This window comes from Paenibacillus sp. FSL F4-0243, from assembly GCF_037963295.1.
Classification (GTDB): domain Bacteria; phylum Bacillota; class Bacilli; order Paenibacillales; family Paenibacillaceae; genus Paenibacillus_AQ.
In genome coordinates this window covers 872,023-892,206 of the sequence record NZ_CP150151.1, presented here as the reverse complement: position 1 = coordinate 892,206, position 20,184 = coordinate 872,023, and the positions used below count along the sequence as shown (strand labels likewise).

Annotated in this window: 17 protein-coding genes; 1 reads left to right on the top strand and 16 read right to left on the bottom strand. The window is 46.3% G+C overall.

What is annotated here, in order from left to right; translation table 11 throughout:
- Positions 1-7: 7 nt before the first annotated feature.
- From NSS87_RS03890 to NSS87_RS03855, 8 genes are all read right to left on the bottom strand, one after another.
- Entirely contained in the window at positions 8-844 is an 837-nt protein-coding gene (locus tag NSS87_RS03890) for a carbohydrate ABC transporter permease (RefSeq protein ID WP_339248422.1), read from the bottom strand.
- On the bottom strand, positions 844-1,728 hold the full coding sequence (locus tag NSS87_RS03885; RefSeq protein WP_339244926.1) for a sugar ABC transporter permease: 885 nt from the start codon (positions 1,726-1,728) through the stop codon (positions 844-846). The genes NSS87_RS03890 and NSS87_RS03885 overlap by 1 nt, the downstream gene beginning before the upstream one ends.
- 85 nt (positions 1,729-1,813) lie before the next feature.
- Entirely contained in the window at positions 1,814-3,109 is a 1,296-nt protein-coding gene (locus NSS87_RS03880) for an ABC transporter substrate-binding protein (RefSeq protein ID WP_339244923.1), read from the bottom strand.
- A gap of 318 nt (positions 3,110-3,427) precedes the next feature.
- On the bottom strand, positions 3,428-4,420 hold the full coding sequence (locus NSS87_RS03875; protein ID WP_339244921.1) for a LacI family DNA-binding transcriptional regulator: 993 nt from the start codon (positions 4,418-4,420) through the stop codon (positions 3,428-3,430).
- A gap of 83 nt (positions 4,421-4,503) precedes the next feature.
- Positions 4,504-5,877 (bottom strand): hypothetical protein, encoded by a 1,374-nt coding sequence (locus NSS87_RS03870; RefSeq protein WP_339244920.1) that lies wholly within the window; start codon positions 5,875-5,877, stop codon positions 4,504-4,506.
- A gap of 118 nt (positions 5,878-5,995) precedes the next feature.
- Complete coding sequence (locus NSS87_RS03865) at positions 5,996-6,592, bottom strand: hypothetical protein (RefSeq protein WP_339244917.1); 597 nt, start codon at positions 6,590-6,592, stop codon at positions 5,996-5,998.
- A gap of 168 nt (positions 6,593-6,760) precedes the next feature.
- Complete coding sequence (gene bshB2, locus NSS87_RS03860) at positions 6,761-7,414, bottom strand: bacillithiol biosynthesis deacetylase BshB2 (RefSeq protein ID WP_339244914.1); 654 nt, start codon at positions 7,412-7,414, stop codon at positions 6,761-6,763.
- A 23-nt stretch (positions 7,415-7,437) separates the two neighbouring features.
- Positions 7,438-7,782 (bottom strand): YojF family protein, encoded by a 345-nt coding sequence (locus NSS87_RS03855; RefSeq protein WP_042184926.1) that lies wholly within the window; start codon positions 7,780-7,782, stop codon positions 7,438-7,440.
- Between the two features lie 267 nt (positions 7,783-8,049).
- Between NSS87_RS03855 and NSS87_RS03850 the strand changes: the two genes are divergently transcribed.
- On the top strand, positions 8,050-8,508 hold the full coding sequence (locus NSS87_RS03850) for a hypothetical protein (protein WP_339244911.1): 459 nt from the start codon (positions 8,050-8,052) through the stop codon (positions 8,506-8,508).
- Positions 8,509-8,658: 150 nt separating this feature from the next.
- Here the strand turns inward: NSS87_RS03850 and NSS87_RS03845 are convergent, their stop codons facing one another.
- The 8 genes from NSS87_RS03845 to NSS87_RS03810 all read right to left on the bottom strand — a co-directional run bounded on the left by NSS87_RS03845 (position 8,659) and on the right by NSS87_RS03810 (position 20,156).
- Positions 8,659-9,894 (bottom strand): MFS transporter, encoded by a 1,236-nt coding sequence (locus NSS87_RS03845; protein ID WP_339244908.1) that lies wholly within the window; start codon positions 9,892-9,894, stop codon positions 8,659-8,661.
- Positions 9,895-9,993: 99 nt separating this feature from the next.
- Positions 9,994-11,553, bottom strand: coding sequence for an aminomethyl-transferring glycine dehydrogenase subunit GcvPB (gene gcvPB / locus NSS87_RS03840; RefSeq protein ID WP_339244906.1), 1,560 nt, complete (start codon positions 11,551-11,553; stop codon positions 9,994-9,996).
- Between the two features lie 26 nt (positions 11,554-11,579).
- Complete coding sequence (gcvPA, locus tag NSS87_RS03835) at positions 11,580-12,980, bottom strand: aminomethyl-transferring glycine dehydrogenase subunit GcvPA (protein WP_339244904.1); 1,401 nt, start codon at positions 12,978-12,980, stop codon at positions 11,580-11,582.
- Between the two features lie 54 nt (positions 12,981-13,034).
- On the bottom strand, positions 13,035-13,817 hold the full coding sequence (locus NSS87_RS03830) for an SDR family NAD(P)-dependent oxidoreductase (RefSeq protein ID WP_076286146.1): 783 nt from the start codon (positions 13,815-13,817) through the stop codon (positions 13,035-13,037).
- 14 nt (positions 13,818-13,831) lie between these two features.
- Positions 13,832-16,987, bottom strand: a complete 3,156-nt coding sequence (locus tag NSS87_RS03825) for a glycoside hydrolase family 2 TIM barrel-domain containing protein (RefSeq protein WP_339244900.1) — start codon at positions 16,985-16,987, stop codon at positions 13,832-13,834.
- A 78-nt stretch (positions 16,988-17,065) separates the two neighbouring features.
- The gene (locus tag NSS87_RS03820) at positions 17,066-17,878 is read right to left on the bottom strand and encodes a carbohydrate ABC transporter permease (RefSeq protein ID WP_076286144.1); all 813 of its coding nucleotides are present in this window, start codon (positions 17,876-17,878) and stop codon (positions 17,066-17,068) included.
- Entirely contained in the window at positions 17,875-18,828 is a 954-nt protein-coding gene (locus NSS87_RS03815; protein WP_076286178.1) for a sugar ABC transporter permease, read from the bottom strand. Before NSS87_RS03815 ends, NSS87_RS03820 begins: the two co-directional genes overlap by 4 nt.
- A 62-nt stretch (positions 18,829-18,890) precedes the next feature.
- Positions 18,891-20,156, bottom strand: coding sequence for a sugar ABC transporter substrate-binding protein (locus NSS87_RS03810; protein ID WP_076286143.1), 1,266 nt, complete (start codon positions 20,154-20,156; stop codon positions 18,891-18,893).
- Positions 20,157-20,184: the final 28 nt, after the last annotated feature.

Here is a 20,184-nt window from a genome sequence, read left to right as displayed (position 1 = left end):
CTTTATCTTATTTAATAGCGCCTTGGCTGACGCCTCTGATGATGTAACGTTGACCAAACAAATAAGCAATAAGAATCGGCAGGATCGTTAACAGAAGTGCTGGTATCAACAGCTCCCAGTTATTCATATACGTTCCGTTAAACACCTTCATCTTAATAGGCATAGTAAAATGGTTATCCTGAGTCAGCACCAATGAAGGTAGGAGATAATCATTCCAAATCCATAACACATTCAGAATCGCAATGGTCACTGATGTTGGAGCCAACATAGGCAGTACAATCTTAAAGAAAGTCTGTCTACGATTACATCCATCGAGCAGTGACGCCTCTTCCAATTCATAAGGAATCGACTTCACAAAACCATGGTACATAAATACCGATAACGCACTTCCGAAACCGATGTAGAGAATAATCAATAATGGAATAGGTGCCGCATCGATCCAATGAAGCTTTGCCCCGTAGATATAAATCAGGGGAATCATAATGGACTGAAACGGAATAATCATGGAAGCCACCATTAGAGCAAAGAAACCATTATTAAATTTAGTCGAATGTCTCACCATGTAATAGGCGGTCATTGCTGCAAAAACACCAATGAATAGGACACTGAAAAAGGTGACTACGACTGTGTTTCTAAACGAGACAAAGAAATTCATTTTATCAATGACTTCAGCAAAATGCCCGAAGTTTAAGCTGGTCGGCAGTGAAAAAGGGCTTTCGAGAATTTGACCATTGCTCTTGAAGGAATTGACGATCATAAGAAAGAATGGAAAAACAAAAATAATGAAAAATACAATTAAAAATAAATACGTCAGAATCACGGAAGTTTTTCGTCTAGCACTCATCATGCAGCAACCTCCAATTTCTTACTGAAATAAACCTGCAGGCCGGTAACAACTGCAACGATAGCAAACAATACAAAGGCTTCCGCTTGGCCAACGCCATAATTATTTTCGACAAAGGCCTTTTTTACCACATGCATCGATACCATGGTTGTACTATCATATGGTCCGCCTGCCGTTAGAGAATAGTTAACGTCGTAAACCATAAAGGCATTCTTCAGAGTTAAAAAGATGGTCACTACAAAGGAAGGAACCATCAGCGGCAAAGTAACCTTTCTCAACCGTTGCCATCCATTGGCACCATCAATCGTGGCTGCTTCCATTACATCTTTTGGCACATTGACTAAGCCAGCGACAAAAATGATCATCATATAGCCCGCTGATTGCCAGATCGACACAATAACAATGGCCCAGAAAGCCAAATGTTCATCCCCTAGCCACCCTAAACGCAGCCATTCTATCCCAAACTTCTCACCGATAGAAGGCATGGTTTGTACGAATATAAACTGCCAGATGTAACCTAGAATCAAGCCACCAATCAAATTCGGTGTGAACAGGGAGGTTCGAAAGAAATTTTGCATCTTCACTCCGGAAGTCACTAAATAAGCCAATATAAAACCGAGAATATTGATGATAATAACAGTTGTCACGACAAACTTAACGGTCAATAAAAGAGAATCCCAAAACTTGGAGTCCGTAAATGCTGTCTTATAGTTAGCTAAACCTGAGAACTCTATTGGATTTAATGGAGAGGTCATATTGGTAAAGGTCAGATATAATCCATATGCAAAAGGAATCAGCACGGCAATCGTAAAGAAAATGATCGTGGGACCGGTGAAAAATAACTGGTTGCCCATTCGTTTGATCAGACGTTTTTCTGATATCATACGTTTAGCACACCCCTAATTGCTTTAAGGAGGAAACAGGTGAGAGTCACCCCAACCCGCTTCCCGCAATTCAGCAAATGATTAATTACTTTTGGCTTTTGTAATAGGTTTCAATAGCTTTGGCAAGATCAGCACGGGATTCTTTTTGGGCGATATATTTCTGAATATCCGGTGCAAGAATGTTGCCCCAATCTTCGACCTTCACATAGTTTGAGCTGAACGGCATCGTATTGCCGGCTACCACAGCATCCGCAATCGCTGATCCGAGTGGATTGTTCACTTTCAAAGAGTTGTTCTTAAAGGCTGAGACGACTTGCGACTGGTTCACCAGAAAATCTTGACCTTTTTCATCATAAACGAGCCAGTTCAGGAACTTCTTAGCTGCTTCTTGCTCAGCCGGGGTTGCCGCTTTATTAATCACCAGAATATTAGTTGGACCTGCAGCAATCTTATTGTTCAGCGGATTGTCTGGATTGTTATCCTCTGGGACAGGTATAAATCCGAAGGATTCTCCACTAACCGCCTGCAATGAATCATAAGCCCAGTTCCCGTTAAACAGGATAGCTGATTCCCCTTTACCCACACTTACATGCGCATCGTCATAGTACTTGCCCAGTGGACGTTCACCGTATTTGTTGTATTCTTTGGATACCAGCAGATCCATCGTATCGTAGTAACCATTCCAAACATCATTACTTGCTAAATCAAATGTTCCGGCTTTTAGTTGCTCTACAATCGTGTTCGGATCTTCTGCCTGATTCACAAACTGTGTACTGTAATGGTTCGCTACGGACCAGTTTTCAGTTTGATAGGCAACCGGATATTTCACCCCGGATGCTTTAATTTGATCTAATAATTCTTTTAGTTTGTCACGAGTATTGATAGTGTGCGGATCGAAGGTACCGCCAACAGCCTTATCAAGTACACTCTTGTTGTATACGAGACCGAAGCCTTCTATTGAAAATGGAAAACCGGCAATTTTCCCCTCTGCGTCTTTAACACCGTAAACCGTTTCTTCATTCCACTTCTCACCTGAAAGATCTATACCGAAATCTTTATATTTGTTCACAATGGAGTCGGGGGACATCATCGCCATAGTTACCGTTTTACCGGATGCCGTAAGTTTATCCAGCAAATTAACGGTATCACCAACAGCTCCTGAGACAGCCTCAACCTTGATATTTGGATTCGCTGCCATGAAATCTTTAGCCGCCTGTTCCCATTGGGAAGCGATTTCACCTTTACCGTTCGTAATAATTATGCTGACTTGCTCATCCTTCGAGTTCGCTGCCGGACTGGACCCCGCTCCGTTGGATCCACCACAAGCTGTCAATGAAACAGCAAGCAAAAGAACAAATAATAAAACAGATATCTTTTTCAAACAAAACCCCTCCATTTTGTGCTTTTTTATATGCTAGACCCCTATAAAAGTCTGAACATCAGATTGATACCGTTTTCATTAGTTAAAAAAATTCTTCATAAATTCAACTGGCTTATATACTAGAAAGCTTTCTTGCCTGTATTGTAACATCACTTGGTATCGGTTTCAATACAATTTAAAGCTAAGTTTATAAATTATTCGGAAAAACTACTGATAAACAAGGTATTTCCAGTTAATTATTTACCCCTTAGACGTGGTATCGATACCAATAAAGATAAATAAAAAAGCGAGTCTGCATTGCAAATTCGCTTATCAGTGTTAAGTAGATTCTCGAACTACCAGTTCTACCGGAAGCTCATAAGTAACTGGCTCTACATTGGAATCATCCAGCATCTCCATAAGAACTTCCCCTGCTTTACGCCCCATCTGCTCTATAGGCTGCCGTATAGTCGTTAATGCGGGATCCAACATTTCAGCGAGGGGCTGGTCATCGAAACCAATGATCGCCAGATCTCTTGGGATACTTAATCCTTCCTTTTTCGCAGCCATCATCAAACCACCAGCAATTTCATCACTGCCTGTAAACACAGCGGTTGGACGATCCTTCATTTCAAGCAAGAGTTTCATTACTCTTTTCCCATCTTCAATGGTATGCTGGTTGACCAAAATCCAGTTAGGATTCACTTGAATCCCGGCCTCTTCCAATGCTTTTTGATAACCTAGGTTACGGTCTTTATCTTTCCCGGCCTCGGTAAACAGACCTCCCGTACAGTAAGCAATTTTACGGTGACCTCTTTCAATGAGGTGCTTGATTCCTAAGTATGTACCTTTAAATTGATCCAGCCGAATCATCGGAATTTTTGCATTACTCACATATTCATTACATAACACAATAGGCCCAAATTCAGTATACGGTTCAATGACTTTCCAATCATTCTCAATGGATGCCATGATGATGCCGTCCGCTTGTTTGGTCTTCAACAAATTTAAATAGGTTAATTCTCTCTCCTTATCCTCATTAGTCTGACAGATCAAGGTTTGGTAGCCGTTTTTGTAACCAACCTTCTCTATGGAATCAACTAAATAGGAGAAAAAAGGATTCACAATTCTAGGAACTACGACAGCTATCGTTGTTGTCACTTGTCCTCTTAATCTTCTTGCCGAGAGATTCGGGGTATATTCAAGCTCTTCCATTGCTTTTAATACCAATTCTCTTTTATCTGCTGAAATATGAGGATAGTTATTTATTACTCGGGATACGGTCGTCTTAGACACTCCTGCTAAACGCGCCACATCTAAAATATTTGCCATTTCTACACTCACTCCAGATAGGGACAGTTTTTGAAACCAGTTTCAATCATTTTAGCTTAAAATATAAAAAAATGAAAGGGTCCTCAATACACTGGATATCCTGCCACAAACATCGCTAAATACAAAAGACTCCCCGCAACAGAAACTACAGTAAGGATAGCATCCTTTGATTTCTCTTCAGTGAGCGCGACAGCAGCAAAAGCTAGTGGAAATGCAACAAGCAAATACCGCGGGGCTGACAGCAGCCAGGTAGCTCCCACTACGAACGCAAAATACACGATGAAATAGGCGGTGTATGAAGGTCGTATCTTTTTTGCACCCATGAACATGATAATTAGTGCTGAGAATATAGCGATTAAATTAGGCAGCCATAAGCCGAGAAAAGAACGGCTATCTCCACTCTTAAAGGTGCCCACAGCGTATTCCATCTGATATCTTACCGTATCAAAAAAGAGATAAAACCGCTGAGACCAATGCTCTCTCTGGTAAATACTGAACTGAAACGCATTTCCCGTCACGTGATAATTAATAAACAGATAGGCCAGCAAGCCCGTTGATATGATAGCGAGAAAACATACAGCGCTGATGATTCTATGTATAAAGACTTTTTTACTTAATAGCTTATAGTTGCCCATCAGATCCCGTCCAAATTCAATCGCAACCGGTACAATCAGAAGCACTCCGGGAGAACGTGTATAAGCTGCAAGTGCACCGCACAAACATCCGATCAGCCATTCCTTTTTTCTCACAAAATATAAACACATCAAAGATAATGCCAGAAATAGAGCCTCGGTCATCGGAATGAAGAAAAAGAACGCGGCAGGGAATATGAAAATGTATTTCACGACCCGCATGGCATTCTTTCGATGCATGTCTAGTGCAGCAAGCTCATAAGCGACCAGGGCTGCGACAATTGAAGTGATATTTGAAACGATGAATCCAGAAACGAGATAATTCCCTACGAATGCCTGAACTACTCTTATTAAATTTGGAAAAAAGGGAAAGAACACGATATGGAATCTCGCATCACCCTCGGTCACGTATCCATTCTCAGCAATGCCCAAATAACTAGAAGCATCGATTCCAGAGATATGCCAAGTCTCTGCCATTTTGCTAAGCAGACCACCTGAATAGCCATTCTGTATGATCAAAAATGAATACCCGATGAGCATAAGCAGGATACGACTCGCCAATATCCATCCAATAATATAAAGCCAAGCCTGTCTTCTATCCTGCTCCTTACTCTTCCAAGTCACTTCAGGTGCTGGATTCGTCAAAACAAAATCCGTCAATACAGGTATAGTGCGGAGCCCCAATAGCGCAAAAAGCCCGAAACAGACCACAGAAGCGAGGGTGCCCAACATGGTCCAGCTCTGAGTCGAAATGGCCCAGTAAATAGCCGTCACCATCATAACAAGTATGAAGATGAAGGAAATGATTTTGTCGTGCTTTTTCATTTGATCCTCCAGTTATTTAGTCCGAACAATTGTTTAGGAAAAAAAGGATATAATTACCTATAGAAATATAATAGTCTTTGTGTATTTTTTTGTAAATCACATCTTATCTCTTCGTTCCTTACTCCCCCTCATAGCTGAAATAAAAGTTCAAAGGCAATTCATCATCACTTTGAAAACTGTTCGACATTCTGTAGGTTATATACAATTTATCCTCGCCCTTGCCGTATGACCATGATTCTTCGATAGAGCCTGTTAATGGCTTTAGCGGAAGAGCCATCCTGTCAATCGTTTGGATGGATTTTTCGACTTTGTCAGCCGCCTCCTCATCCGCAGGTTTGTATTGGTTCATAAAAGCAAGTACCAGTTCTCTCGCATCTTGATAACCACTTTCCGATCTGGGAAAGACCGTTCCTACCCGGTAACCAACGATTTTATTGGTCTTAACATCTACCACAATCTGCTGTATAAACTCCTTTTGATTCACGGATAAGATATCATCCTGCATAATGGTACCCAAGGTTGTATCGTATTCACCCACTGCATCGGCAATTTGCAAAGCAGCAAGCCCTTCTTCACGCGGCTGCATGAACACAGCCCGATGCTCTTCCACATGTGTGAAAAGCTCAGCATACTTGGGTCCTTCCTTACTGCATGCAGTGAATACCAGCAAAAGAATGACTATTCCACAAATGAGATTGAAATATGATTTTTTCAAACGAATACACCTCCTGGCCTGACGAAACCGGTTTGGTTGCCCCCCCCTAAACCTTACCATATATTTGAAAAAAGGCACAGATATTCAAATCTTATATTAGGAAATGAAGCCTGCCCACGGTAGTGGGCCCCAAAGAAAAAGCCCGAGCGTTTATGCTCGGACTTATTATCATTCAAATGGATAGATCCAGAAATGCTCTGTTCCAAAACGATCTTGGATTTCTTTATCCTCTAGCGTTTTGCTACCTAACAGTTCAGCGGCTTGGAATTGGGATTTATGCGCCTGAATGGATGCCATCTTTTGCTTCAGGAAATCTTTCACTTCAATGATAACCTGAGGCTTTCCAATCTCTTCAATATTATTGGCGAAAGCTATACAGTGAACAGGAGGTCTCTCTGCCTTGGGCATTCTTCCAACCGTTCGAACCACTGCAGCTCCGGTAGCATCATGATCGGGATGAACGCTGTACCCCGGATAGAACGTAATGATCAGTGAGGGGGTAAGCTCCTTCAGAAGCGCATCAATATGGCCCTCAAGCAGAGCTTGATCTTCAAATTCAATCGTTTTATCGTGGAAACCAAGCATTCTCAAATCCTGTATTCCAATCGCTCGGCAGGATTCTTCCAGCTCCTTTTTACGGATCTCTGGGAGGGTTACACGATTCGCAAATGGCGGCACGCCCATATTCCGGCCCATCTCTCCAAGTGTCAGACAAGCGTAGGTGACTTGGGTGCCGTTTTGCACATGTTTAGCTAGTGTTCCAGATATACCGAAGGCCTCGTCATCCGGATGCGGTAATATAACTAGAATATGTCTTTCCACTGAACTCCTCATCTCCTCTACCATTAGAACGGCTCCCGGCTTAATTGCAAGGATACGACCAGTTTGCCTTGGCTGTCATGACCGGCCAGAATTAATCTTTCGGTCTCACTCTCTTCATAGTGAGTTAGTCCTTCCGAGTACACCCAGCCTTGTGACATTTTTAGGCCTACGCGATAAGGTCCATGACCGGAAATCGAACCATGAGAATATCGGATCACAGCATTTGTAATGAAAGTAGCCGCTGGGTGCTTAGAACTATCGAAATGGGCAGCGTATGCTCCCGTCGTCATCTCAAGATGGATATATAGATCCTGATCTTTAAGCAGGTCGATCCTCTCTTGTATTTCGGATTGATTAATTAGCTGCAAGGTTACGCCTCCATATCTGAATGAAATTATACCTACGAAAAATAAGATCCCTACCCTATTAAGGACGGATCTGTTAAAGGATAAGCGGGTCCGTATTTCTCATCAAAGTATAACTTCCAAAGGTTTGTAATTCAATGGTCACTCCTGAGAAGAGGCCTTACACATAAAAAAAGAGCATTAGCCCGCGTAGCTTGATCAAGCACTGAGATCACAATATATGGTAAAATCATTGTGGAGCCTTTGAATTAGGAGAAAGGATGGAGTGACTTGGGATTTCATGAAACGTCTCTTTCAATCAAATATCCAAACGTAATGATGACACTAATTGCAATGTGTTTTTTAGAAGTTTCCTTAATAATTACTATGTATAATAGTACTAATCGCATACCTGACTTCCTGTTCTTCTTTCCAAGAATATGGTTCATCTTTATATTCATTATTATCATATTTTTACTCTATCGATTGCTCAGTTCCAAGAGTATTACACTTGGCGACAATTTTATTATTTCTTTAAATAAGAAAAGATACGATGCGGATGAAATAAGTTCAGTGTTTATCGATGGTAAACGAATTGGAATTAAGACTGTTGACAAAAAGTTGGTTCCACTACATCTGTACTTTACTTTTAAAAAGGAGAATACGGCTAATGGCATAGAGGAAATTAGGGAGTGGGCAAAAAGAAACAACAAACCCATAAGATATAAGTTCTTCTTTGGATGGATTTAATGCAGGTTATGTTAGAAGGAAAAACGAAAGCCTACTTCAATGCAAAGGGGCGTCCTATATCCATTTCACATGGATTTTTGGACAGCCCCTTATATATTTATTCACACTGCTGTCCAGATTGAATTAATTATGAAAATTGTATTCAGCCATTCATTCTTTCAGCCTTTTATCCAGAATTGGGCGGATGAACCAGATATAATAAACCAGACAGAGAAGCAGTACTACAGATGTCAGAAAAAAGGGGATTTCATAATCCTGTCCAATCAAAATCCATCCCGTAAGCAGAGCGGCGCCAGATGATCCGAGGCTCCGAAATACAGATCTCATCCCTGCGTAGAGATTCCTCTCCCGCTCCTTAAAGGCAGACATCAACTGACTATCCAGCAGATTAGACAGCATCGTAAGCCCTCCCCCGCGAACCAGAAACACGATTGTGAACATCCAGACCGGCATAGCCCAGGATAATAAGGCGAACACGAGTATGTTAACCAAAAAGACAGATACGATCGCCACATTGTGGCCGAAACGCTCTAATACATAAGGCGTCATTAAAGAAGCTGCAAACAAAACAACTCCGCTTACCGCCAGCAGAATGGACACTTTATCATCCATCCAGTTCAGTCTATACTTCACAATTACATTAAGAAATGACCCAGTGATGGCTATCGCTCCTCCGAGCAGGGCCATGAATACCGAGAACAGCCAGAGTGTGCCGGAAGGCAGCTTTTTCCTCAAACTAGAGACTTCACGGTTCACTTCCAGAACTTCAGAGGTTCTAACCCTTTCGCTTTCCTTCCCCTCAGAGGGAAGCCAGAGTCCTCTAATCATACTGTGAACAACGAAAACCAGTGCGGCAAGCAGCAGCGTAAGCCCATATCCCTCCCCGCTATCAGCCGAATTCGGCAAGTATCCGGCAGCCAGGGTTCCTGCCCCTGTAAATGCAGTAAACACGGCAAACATCAGGGAGAAAGCACTTGCTTCTTCCTTGCGCGAGGCACAATAGTGAAATAACAACTGAACCTCCGTCGTCTCCACAAGAGTAAGGCCAATCGAGACCAAAGTTTGAGCCAAATAGAATATGCCGGAATGATTACCAATCGCATAAAGTGCACTTCCTGCCGCTATAAACATGATGCCGGATACTAGCAGCTTTTTACGACCTATACGGTTTGCCGATATGGATACAGGAATAGCCAATGCACCCATGATCAGTATACCTATGGACATGAGCAGCCCGATTTCATCCTCCTTCATTCCTTTGGACAGCAAATGCAAATTAAGAACTAGCGAATACATACCGATGCCGATGCCATACATGGCTTCGGTCATAAGAAACCGGCGGACGCCGACAGACAGGCGCAGCAAGTTCCTCATATACCCAGACATACCCATAACCCCTTTCTTTGGTGATACAGTCAAATAGGAAGGGCTCCAAACGGAGCCCCTCTACTTTCAAATGTATATTTTAATTGTAGGGACCAAGCCCTATTCCGGCTGTGTCTTCTTTAGATAAGCCCGCCACGTAATACACCACTTTGCAGGATCATCAAGAGAAGATTCCACATTCCGGTGAACGGTACTGTTGTGCGGAGCTAGTTTGACGATATGCGGCTGCGTGTAAGCTTCATTCGAAATATGGGTCAGCGCCTCGATATATTCATCAAGATCTTCCTTCGAATAAGATTCAGTCGGCTCCAAGGTGAACGGCTGCGGAACGATGTACGGATGATGGGATGTCCAATAATGCAGGCCGAAATCACACATCCGGCGGGTGATGTCTTCTGTCGTTACGCCAGTCTCATCCGTAAGCTGCTTCCAGCTGTACCTTACCTGTTCAAGACGTCGACCTTTGATGTAAGGAGCGCTGGCTCCGCGGATTTGCAGAATTTTGTGATACAGGTAGTTATTATTCAGTACAGCGATTTGGGCCACATTCTTAAGACCGTCTGGCCCCAGGCTCATAATCCAAGCGTAGGAACGAAGTACAGTCTGGGCCACGCCGTGGAAGCTGCGGACTTTGCCGATGCTATCACCGCTTTGCTCTACAAGGACATAACGACTACCGTCCCAGTCAACAAGCGGACCGGGCAGGAAACGCTTAAGGGAATCGGTTACCCCAAGAGCGCCTGTAGCCGGCCCTCCGCACATGTGAGGTGCGGCAAAGGTCTTATGCAGGTTGAAGAAACACATGTCAAACCCGGCTTCCTTGGCCCGGGTGATACCCAGCAGCCCATTCGCGTTCGCCTGATCGTAGAAGCAGATTCCTCCTGCTTCATGAACCACGTCCGTGAACTCACGGATACGATGATTGTATATACCTGTGTCTTCCGGATTGGCCACGACGAAACCCGCCGTGCGTTCAGAAATGGCATTCTTCAGCTTCTCAAGATCCGGGAATCCGTCTTCGTCAGGATGCAGTGTGATAATCTTATATCCTTTAACAGCTGCGGTCGCCGCTTGGGACGGATGTGAAAAGATCGTCGTAATGATCTCATCCCGCTGGTCTCCCTCGCCACGTGAATCATGATATGCGCGTACAATGGAAGCCATGGCCAGCAAGGCCTGGGTGCCACTGCTTGGCTGGAACGAGAAAGCATTCATCCCTGATATTTCACGCATCGCCTGGTCCAGCCTATAGTAGATTTCCAGAATTCCTTGAACGGATCCAGCATCCTGCAGAGGATGCAGTTCCATCAGATTTGGGGTACGTATAAGCATTTCATTGATACGGGGAATATATTTCATAGTACATGTCCCCTGTCCGATCTCTACATTAAGGTCGGAACCCAAAGTCTCTTGAGAGAGTCTTAAATAATGCCTAAGAACTTTGGCCTGACCGATCTCGGGCAGTGCCGGTGCTTCTTTTCGCCGCATCGCTGATGGAATTCGGGCGGAGCCTTGACCGACAACCTCGGCAATCCCAGCCTCGATGCCCGGCGGGATCACTCCGCGCTCACCCGATCGGTGAAGCTCGAAGATCACCGGTTCATCCCATTTGGCCTGGTGAAAGCGGCGTACCTTATGATCTCTACGAATCCGTTTCATGGCTTTCCTCCTACTCTTCTGTACTATTAATTCTTGCAGACAATGTTCTCGATAGCTGAGGCAAGCCGGTCCAGATCTGCCTGCATATGAATTTCAGTTACGCAGTACAGAGCACATTGTCCCCACTGGGGATATGCGGAGGATATATCTTTTCCTCCGAAAATCCCTACTTCCAAAAGACGCTTGTTAATCTCAGCAACAGATATTCCAGTCTCGTTGAAATCTAAGACAAATTCTTTGAAAAAGGCTGTATCTTTAAAGCGCAAAGAGACCCCGGGAATGGCACACAGCTTATTCGCCGCATATTGAGATTTCTGTATAATGGTCTCCCCTACTTCCTGCATCCCCACTGGTCCAAGCAGGGATAGATAAACTCCGGCGGTAATTCCCCACAGGGCTGTCTGTGTTCCCACCGACTCTTTCCCCTTCTCCCGTTGAGCAAAGGATGTACGCTCATAGGCTACATCACCGAAGCCATATTCACCTTCCACTTCAGTAGGAACAATACCGAACAGGCGGGACGGATATTCCATCACATAAGTCTCTTCATCCCGGGTAGCGATGAATCCGGCTTGACCCCCACCATAGTTCATATGCATGCCCAGCGGCTGCAAATCCCCACAGACAATATCAGCGCCATAACGGCTTGGAGGTTCCAGTACGCCAAGGGAGATCGGATCAACGCCCACAATAGAGATAGCATTTACCACGTGCACAAGCTCAGATATTTCAGCACCCTGATCCTCAATAATTCCGAGATAACCTGGATTCTCGAAGTAGAACGCCGCCGCTCCTTCCTCAAGCTTGCCCTGCAGATCATCCAAATCTATTTTTCCTGTCACCGAATCAATCTCCACGTACCTTATCTCCATTACAGGTGTACAGTAATTGGTAATGATCTTGGCTTTATCCGGATCGACGGATCTGGAGAGCAGCGCAATCCTGCGGCCTGTAATCCTACCTGCCATTCGGATGGCCGTGGAGGCTGCCTGTGCCCAGTCGAAGGTAGGGACATTAACTACGTCCATATCGACGAGTTCGGCCATCAGGCTCTGATACTCGAACAAGGACTGAAATCGGCCGTGGTCTTCGTAAGGCTCTCCTGCATAAGCCGTCACGAACTCCGAGCGCTGATTAATTTCGTCGCATACAGCCGGAACGAAATGCTGCCAGCAGCCAGCCCCGAGAAAGTTGATATAATCGGCGCCATGCTTGTTCTTCGCAAGCAGAGCCTCGATATGTCGACGAAGCTCATATTCATTCATAGCTGGAGGAAGATTCATCTCCCGCTTAAGCTTCAGACTGTCTGGAATTGCATCATGCAGCTGGTCGACGGAGCTCAGGCCGATTTCCTTCAGCATTGCCTCACGGACTTCCGGTGCTGTATTCGGGATATAGGGATGGGCATAAGTTCTGTGTTCAGACAAGGTTAACGCCTCCGTCCTTAAAAGGTTGATTTAAAGTATTTATTTCTTTAACCGTTAGGCAATGCCGCCGCCATCCACAACAAGTACGCTTCCGGTGACCCAGGAAGACAGATCGCTAGCTAGGAACAATACCGCATTTGCGATATCACGTGGTGTACCCAATCGCTCCAATGGACGTCCCCCAGCAGAGGCTACGAGGAAAGTAGCTTCGTCCTGTTGAAGCTGCTTGGCTTCATCGCGTAAAAGCGGCGTATCCGTGTCACCTGGGGACACGCAGTTCACGCGAATGTTCGCGGGACCGTGGTCAATAGCCATGGCTCGGGTGAGATTGACCACTCCAGCCTTGGCTGCACAGTAGGAAGCGGCACGGTCCCCGCCTTTAAGGCCCCAGCCGGAGCCGGTATTAATGATACTGCCACCGCCTCCGCGCTCCATCACCGGGATTATATATTTGGAGAGTAGATAAACTCCCTTAAGTGATACATCCATTACCAGATCCCAGTCGGCTTCCTCAAGCTCGACAACGGTCTTACGGCGGATAATCCCCGCATTATTGAACAGAATATCGACCTTGCCGTACGCGTTCTCAATCTCTGAGGCAGCACGCTTACAGTCCTCCGAAGAGGAGACATCGCAGCGGTGGAAGCTTGCTTTCCTTCCCCGCTCTTTCATCTCATGAACAGCCTGCTCCCCTTGCCTTACATTGATGTCCAGCACAACCACATGTGCTCCGAAATCCGCAAGCAGTCCGGCCGTAGCAAGGCCAATACCTGAAGCACCTCCGGTAACAACAGCTATCTTTCCGCTTAAATTGAGTACATCCTGTGTGTGGAGCATACTGTCCCCTCCTCTCATTGATGCGATTGTGGTAACCCGTACAGCATTTGTCTACCAAGCCACTCTGGCGTGGTATCTTCTGATAAAAACGGAGTGAGCAGAATACGGAATGTAAAAGCTTCCGATGTTACCTTATGATCCGGCATCTGGGCAGGTCCACAACTGTTGCTGCCCAGCCCATTCTGCCGGTAATCCAGATTCAGCGTGACGAAGTCACGCGGAACAAGCTCGCTTGCATGTTGTGCCTCTTCAAGATCCTTGTCCGTATAACGGCGCGCGCTGAATTCAAGCGTCGGACTACCTGCAGCAAGTAGACCAAGTCCGGATGCGTCTGTGACGGATAACCATCTGACATCCATCCGGTTCCCATTCTCCTGCGGATATATATATGGAGTGAATAGTCCATCAATTGAAGCTGTGTACACTCCAACACGGCATGCCTCTTTGCTGTCCGAATAATTCTCACCAGGTCCCCGGCCATACCATTTCACTCGATCCATGTCGCCTGGAATCTCCATCTGAAGTCCAATCTTAGGCAGCATTTCTGGTGGCTTGCCCTCCGGTGTGCCCTGCACATCCATAGTGATTTGCCCTATACTGGTTACGGTATAGGTGATTACACACCGGAAACCCCAATCAAAAACTGGCGGAGCAATCCTTGAACTCACAGTGATGCGGATGTTCCCTTCATCAAGCCAGGCCCAGCTAACCTCATCAACACGTTCTGTTAGCCGGTCCAGGTGTGCTTTGCGCCAGTCCGGTAGCACATACATGTCATTGTCGATCGGTGCACGCCAGAAATTCAGCCGCGGTCCGGCTTTCATTAGTTCCTTGCCATTCAGACGAAGCGAATCGATTCGCCCGCTCCGCGTGTCAAAGATCATCCGGAAGTCCTCATTTGCGAGAATGATCTGTCCAGCAGCTTCTGTGCAGTAAAGATTCCGCCTGATCTGCTGACTTCTCATCCCAATAGCAGCATTGGAATGGTCATCTGAATGCCCTGTATGACTATCGCCAACACGATTTCCCAACTCATCCTGCATTAGAAACTGAGCCCAAGCCACTTCATGCCCCTGCTCCGCCCAAAGACAGTCAGCGGCGATCGAGAAGCAGATGTTCAGCCACTGTTCCGCACCCTCACTGCGAAGGAGAGCATCAAGACTGTGGTCATAAGGAATCTCCACTTCTGCCTGTCCGCCCGCTTCAATCTCTGGCAGTGCAAGAACCCCGCTTTGAACGGTACGTCCATCCATGGTGATGCTCCAATCAGCATATAGGTGATCCAGTGTCAGGAAATCATAGCGGTTAATCACATTAACCTTGTTCCTGCTTATATACTCGACGCGAACCGGCTCGATAATTTTCTTATATTCAAGCAGGCCCGGTGATGGCGTTCGGTCCGGCCGGACTAGACCATCTATGACGAAGTTGCTGTTATTGGGCACATCCCCGAAGTCCCCGCCATAAGCATAATCAGCCTTCCCATCCGCCGTCTTCCAGCTCAGCCCGTGGTCAATCCATTCCCACACAAAGCCGCCCTGCAGTCTATCGTACTTGTCAAAAGTATCAAAATAAGGTCTTAATCCACCGGGGCCGTTGCCCATGGCATGCGCGAATTCACACAGAATATGCGGCTTCGGATGGTCAGTCAACTGACCGAAGCCTTCCATCTTCTCAACGGAGGAGTACATCGTGCTTACCACATCACAGACCTCAGCTTCGCGATCTTCTTCGTAATGAATAAGCCGTGTTGGGTCAGCTTCTCTGCACCACTGCGCCATCGCCCGGAAATTGCAGCCGAAGCCGGACTCATTCCCAAGCGACCAGAAGATCACGGAAGGATGATTCTTGTCGCGCTCGACCATTCGCTGAACGCGCTCCACGTAGGCTTCCTGCCAGGCAGGATCATCGCTGAGTCTGGAAATGTTGCCTAGCAGTTCGAATCCGTGTGTCTCCAGATCGGTCTCTTCCATAACATATAAGCCGTACTCATCACACAGATCATAGAACCGGGGATCATTCGGGTAGTGCGCGGTTCTTACAGCGTTAATATTGTGCTGCTTCATCATCTTGATGTCCTGTAGCATGGTGGAGACGGTGACTGTGCGACCTGTATCCGGGTGATGATCGTGACGGTTGACTCCTTTGAGTTGAATCGCCTTTCCATTCACCAGGAATTGTCCGCCGCGCACCTCAACTGTGCGGAATCCAACCCGCTGAGCCGTCATCTCTACCGTATCTCCACTTTCATCCAACAAAGTGATCTTCAGATGGTACAAATTGGGGGATTCCGCACTCCACAGTTCCGGCTGTCCTACCGGCATTATAAGCTGCACATTCTTTCCTGCAGTAACCCGATCCTCAGCCCATGCAACAGATTCACCACTTCGTTTAAGCAGTTCAAGCCGCAGACTGCCCTGTTCAGCAGCTTCCCCTTGTATGTTCACATGAACAGACAAGATCCCATCACGGCTTGATTCATCCAGTTCCGTTATAATCCGATAATCGGCAATGCGGAGCGAAGACGGCTCGGAGAGCAGATACACATCTCTAAAAATTCCGCTCATCCACCACATATCCTGATCTTCCAGATAACTGCCGTCCGACCATTGGTACACTCTAACGGCTAAGGTATTGTGGCCCGGTTTCACATAAGGAGTGAGATCGAATTCTGAGGTTAGGCGGCTGCCCTGACTGTATCCGACCGGTTTGCCGTTTACCCAGATATGAAACGCGCTATCCACCCCGTCGAACTTAATGGCGACATTCCGTCCGTTCCAGGATTCAGGCAGCATGAACTCTCTAACATAACTGCCTGTCGGATTCTCGTCAGGCACATGCGGGGGGTCTGCTGGAAACGGATAATATAGGTCCGTATAATGTGGAGTTCCATATCCCTGTAGCTGCCAGTGCCCCGGAACCTGAATCTCATCCCAGCCGGAAGTATCATACGCCTCCTCGTAGAAATAATCCGGAGCCCACTTTGGCCCTTTTGCATAATTGAACTTCCATATGCCATTCAAGGATTTGAACCAGGGGGAGCTTCCCCTATTGTAAGTTAGTGCCCCTGACCAGTCAGAATAGGGGATGAAGTAGGCCCGGCTTTTGGCCCGCCCTCGCTGAAGGATGCCAAGATCATCCCAATCCCTCCTGATAGTTTGCTGTGACATGGTTCATTTCTCCTCTCTTTTCTCTACTCTACTCTGCGCTGTGTGCTGTTATTAGATTTCCGAACCCGCTGCGGCGAATCAACCTTTGATGCCCGTAGTCGCAATGCCGCCAACGATGTAGCGTTGAGCGAAAAAGAAGATTGCCAGCGGCGGAATCGAGATCAGAACTGTAATCGCCATAATGGACTGCATATCCACACCGTACATCCCTTTGAACTGTGAGAGCCCTAGGGTCAATGTGTATTTCGTCTGGTCGTTAAGGAAAATGAGCGGACCCAGATAATCATTCCAACATCCCATAACCTGGAACACAGCGACCAGGATCAGCGAAGGCCCCATCAGCGGGACAATAATCCGTGTTAATACGGTCAGCTTATTGGCTCCGTCGATTGTAGCTGCTTCGTCTAGCTCCCGCGGGATGGTGAGAATGAACTGCCGCAGCAGGAAAATGAAATAGGCGGACCCGAAGAAAGACGGTACAATAAGAGCTTTGAGCGTATTAATCCATCCCAGAACGTTGAACAGCATATACTGTGGGATCATAGTGACTTCCCAGGGAATCATCATTGTTGCCAACACAACCAGGAACAGAAAGTCCCTGCCCTTGAACTGAAATCTGGCGAATCCATAGGCTACGAGCGTGCAAGAAATCAGTTGACCAAACGTCGACAGGATGGTAATAATCAGTGTATTTTTCAGAAACATATTGAAAGGTTGGATGTTCCACGCCTCTGCAAAATTGCTGAACTTCCATACAGAAGGAATCCATTTAGGTGGAAAAAGATACAGCTCGGACTGTGACTTGAGCGCAGTCGTAACCGCCCAGAACAGCGGAGCTATGAACAACAGTGAAAAAAAGAGCAGCAGAACGTATACGAGTATTTTCTTCACAAAGAACGTCTCCTTCCTTGAGCCTTCAGCTTCTCCTGAGGATTCTTCTTCATTTCACCTTCGTAGAACACCCAGGCTTCCGAGGATTTGAACACAAGAAAGGTCAAGCCGAGCACGATCAGGAACATGAACCAGGCGTTAGCTGCCGAATATCCCATTTTGAAATACTTAAACGCATTCTCATACATGTACATGGCATAAAAATAGGTTGCTTTCATTGGACCGCCTCCGGTCAGCAATAAAGCCAGAGTCAGCTGCTGGAAGGCTGCAATGATGGATGTAATTAAGTTGAATAAAATCGTCGGAGTAATCATCGGAATCGTCACACTGAAGAATTGTCTGAGCTTACCTGCCCCATCAATGGAAGCGGATTCATAAAGATCTCTCGGAATCCCTTTGAGGCCAGCCAGAAAGATCAGCATCATCGAGCCTTGTCCCCAGAGACTTGCGACCACCATCGCTACTAATGACCATTGCTTATCGTTGAGCCAATCAGGGCCCTGAATACCGATCAGGGACAGGAAGTAATTCAGAATCCCGTAATCACCGCTGTACACCCAAGACCAGATCATAGCCAGAGCGACACCGGATATAACGGAGGGAATATAAAAGGCGGTTCGGAATATAGCACTGCCCCGTGTCTTCTGATTCAAGAGAATCGCAAGCCCAAGCGCCACAATGATGTTCAATGGAACGAACAGAGCTGCAAATTTGAGGGTGACCCCGAGTGAGGTCCAGAATAACGGGTCATCCGTAAACATTTCCGCATAATTGCCAAACCCGATAAAGTGTACTTCGCCGACAATCGGCCAATCAAAAAAAGAGATGATAAGGGAAAATAACAATGGCCCCAAGGTGAACACGAGGAATCCGAAGATCCAAGGAAAAATGAAGAGGTAGGGAACAGCCCTACCCCAACTACGTTTTCGTGTAGGCTTGAGCTGGGCCATAGGCTCCCCTGCTTGATGCAGAAAGGTCTGAGCCATCTCTTAACCTTCTTTCTGTAAATGTGTTATTTCAAATAACGTTGACTATCTTTAACAGCCTGATTCAGCACTTCCTGGGCATTGCTGCCGTGCATAACCGCTTCCACCGCAGCAGAGAGCTGGCGGTTCACTTCATTCCATTTCGGATTGAGCAGGAACGCAGGTGTATTGCTGGAACGCTCCAGCATCGTGTAGTACGGTTTATAAAGCGGGTCCTGATCTTTCTTCAGCTCATTTACGACACTGACCCTTACAGGCAGATCCGCCACACGCATCTTGATCGAATCATTAGACACATAGAATTTCACGAATTCCCAGGCCAGATCTTTCTGCTTCGAATCCTTGGCGATGGACAAAGCGGACTCCGCAAGCACCCCTTTGACCGGTTTGCCTGGGAACGCCGGGATTTCGACCGTACCTACATTTATACCAGCCGTCTTGAACGATTCCAGCGGCCAAATACCGCTCTCCCACATAGCGATTTTACCTGCTTTAAAAATGTCATCTCCGCTCTGCTGGCCTTTGCCTCCGGTCAGCACAGCCGAGCCGTTCTTAACCATGTCGCCGAGCATCTGGATAGACTCAGCTGTCTCTTTGCTGTTCATAAATCCTTCAATCGTTTTCCCGTCATCAGAGATGAACGAGCTTCCGTTGCTCCATACGAAGCTCTGAAGGTCATACGTATCGTTCTCTGCCCGAACCCCGAACCCGTACTGCTTCTTCGACTTATCGCTGAGCTTGGCCGCGATGTCCTGGAACTCCGTCCATGTCCATCCATCCTTCGGATAAGGGATCTTGGCATCATCGAACAACTTCTTGTTGTAATAGACCACACGTGTGGTGAACCCTGCCGGAATGCCATATAGCTTGCCGTCAATTTTGCCATAGTTGAACAATCCCGGATAGAAATCTTCGATGTTCAATTCTTTATCTTTGCTCGAATAGCTGTCCAGTGGTTCCAGGGATTGATGATAGGTCGGGAAATCCCACATATACATCACATCTGGCGGATTGGTTGCCCCGAATCCGGCGGCAAGCTTCTGGTCAAAACCGTCTGCATAAGCCTCTACCTGAACCTTCGTACCCGGATGGGCTGCTTCGAATTTCTTGGCGATGTCTTGCTCAATCTTTAGCGCGTCTCCGGTATCCCATGTCGCAAAACGAAGCGTCTTCGTCTCCCCTGAGCCTGCAGCACCTGTGGATGATGAAGGCTCACTGTTCCCCCCGCAAGCTGTGACCATAGTTGCCATTAACGTAGTGGCAAGTACAATAAGAGAAATTTTCTTTTTCACTGTGTCAGCCTCCCCTTTGAATGAGGTA

Coding starts and splice junctions, on each gene's coding strand:
- NSS87_RS03890 (WP_339248422.1), bottom strand. CDS start 844: ATGAGTGCTAGACGAAAAACTTCCGTGATTCTGACGTATTTATTTTTA.
- NSS87_RS03885 (WP_339244926.1), bottom strand. CDS start 1,728: ATGATATCAGAAAAACGTCTGATCAAACGAATGGGCAACCAGTTATTT.
- NSS87_RS03875 (WP_339244921.1), bottom strand. CDS start 4,420: ATGGCAAATATTTTAGATGTGGCGCGTTTAGCAGGAGTGTCTAAGACG.
- NSS87_RS03870 (WP_339244920.1), bottom strand. CDS start 5,877: ATGAAAAAGCACGACAAAATCATTTCCTTCATCTTCATACTTGTTATG.
- NSS87_RS03845 (WP_339244908.1), bottom strand. CDS start 9,894: ATGTCTGGGTATATGAGGAACTTGCTGCGCCTGTCTGTCGGCGTCCGC.
- gcvPB (WP_339244906.1), bottom strand. CDS start 11,553: ATGAAACGGATTCGTAGAGATCATAAGGTACGCCGCTTTCACCAGGCC.
- NSS87_RS03830 (WP_076286146.1), bottom strand. CDS start 13,817: ATGCTCCACACACAGGATGTACTCAATTTAAGCGGAAAGATAGCTGTT.
- NSS87_RS03825 (WP_339244900.1), bottom strand. CDS start 16,987: ATGTCACAGCAAACTATCAGGAGGGATTGGGATGATCTTGGCATCCTT.
- NSS87_RS03815 (WP_076286178.1), bottom strand. CDS start 18,828: ATGGCCCAGCTCAAGCCTACACGAAAACGTAGTTGGGGTAGGGCTGTT.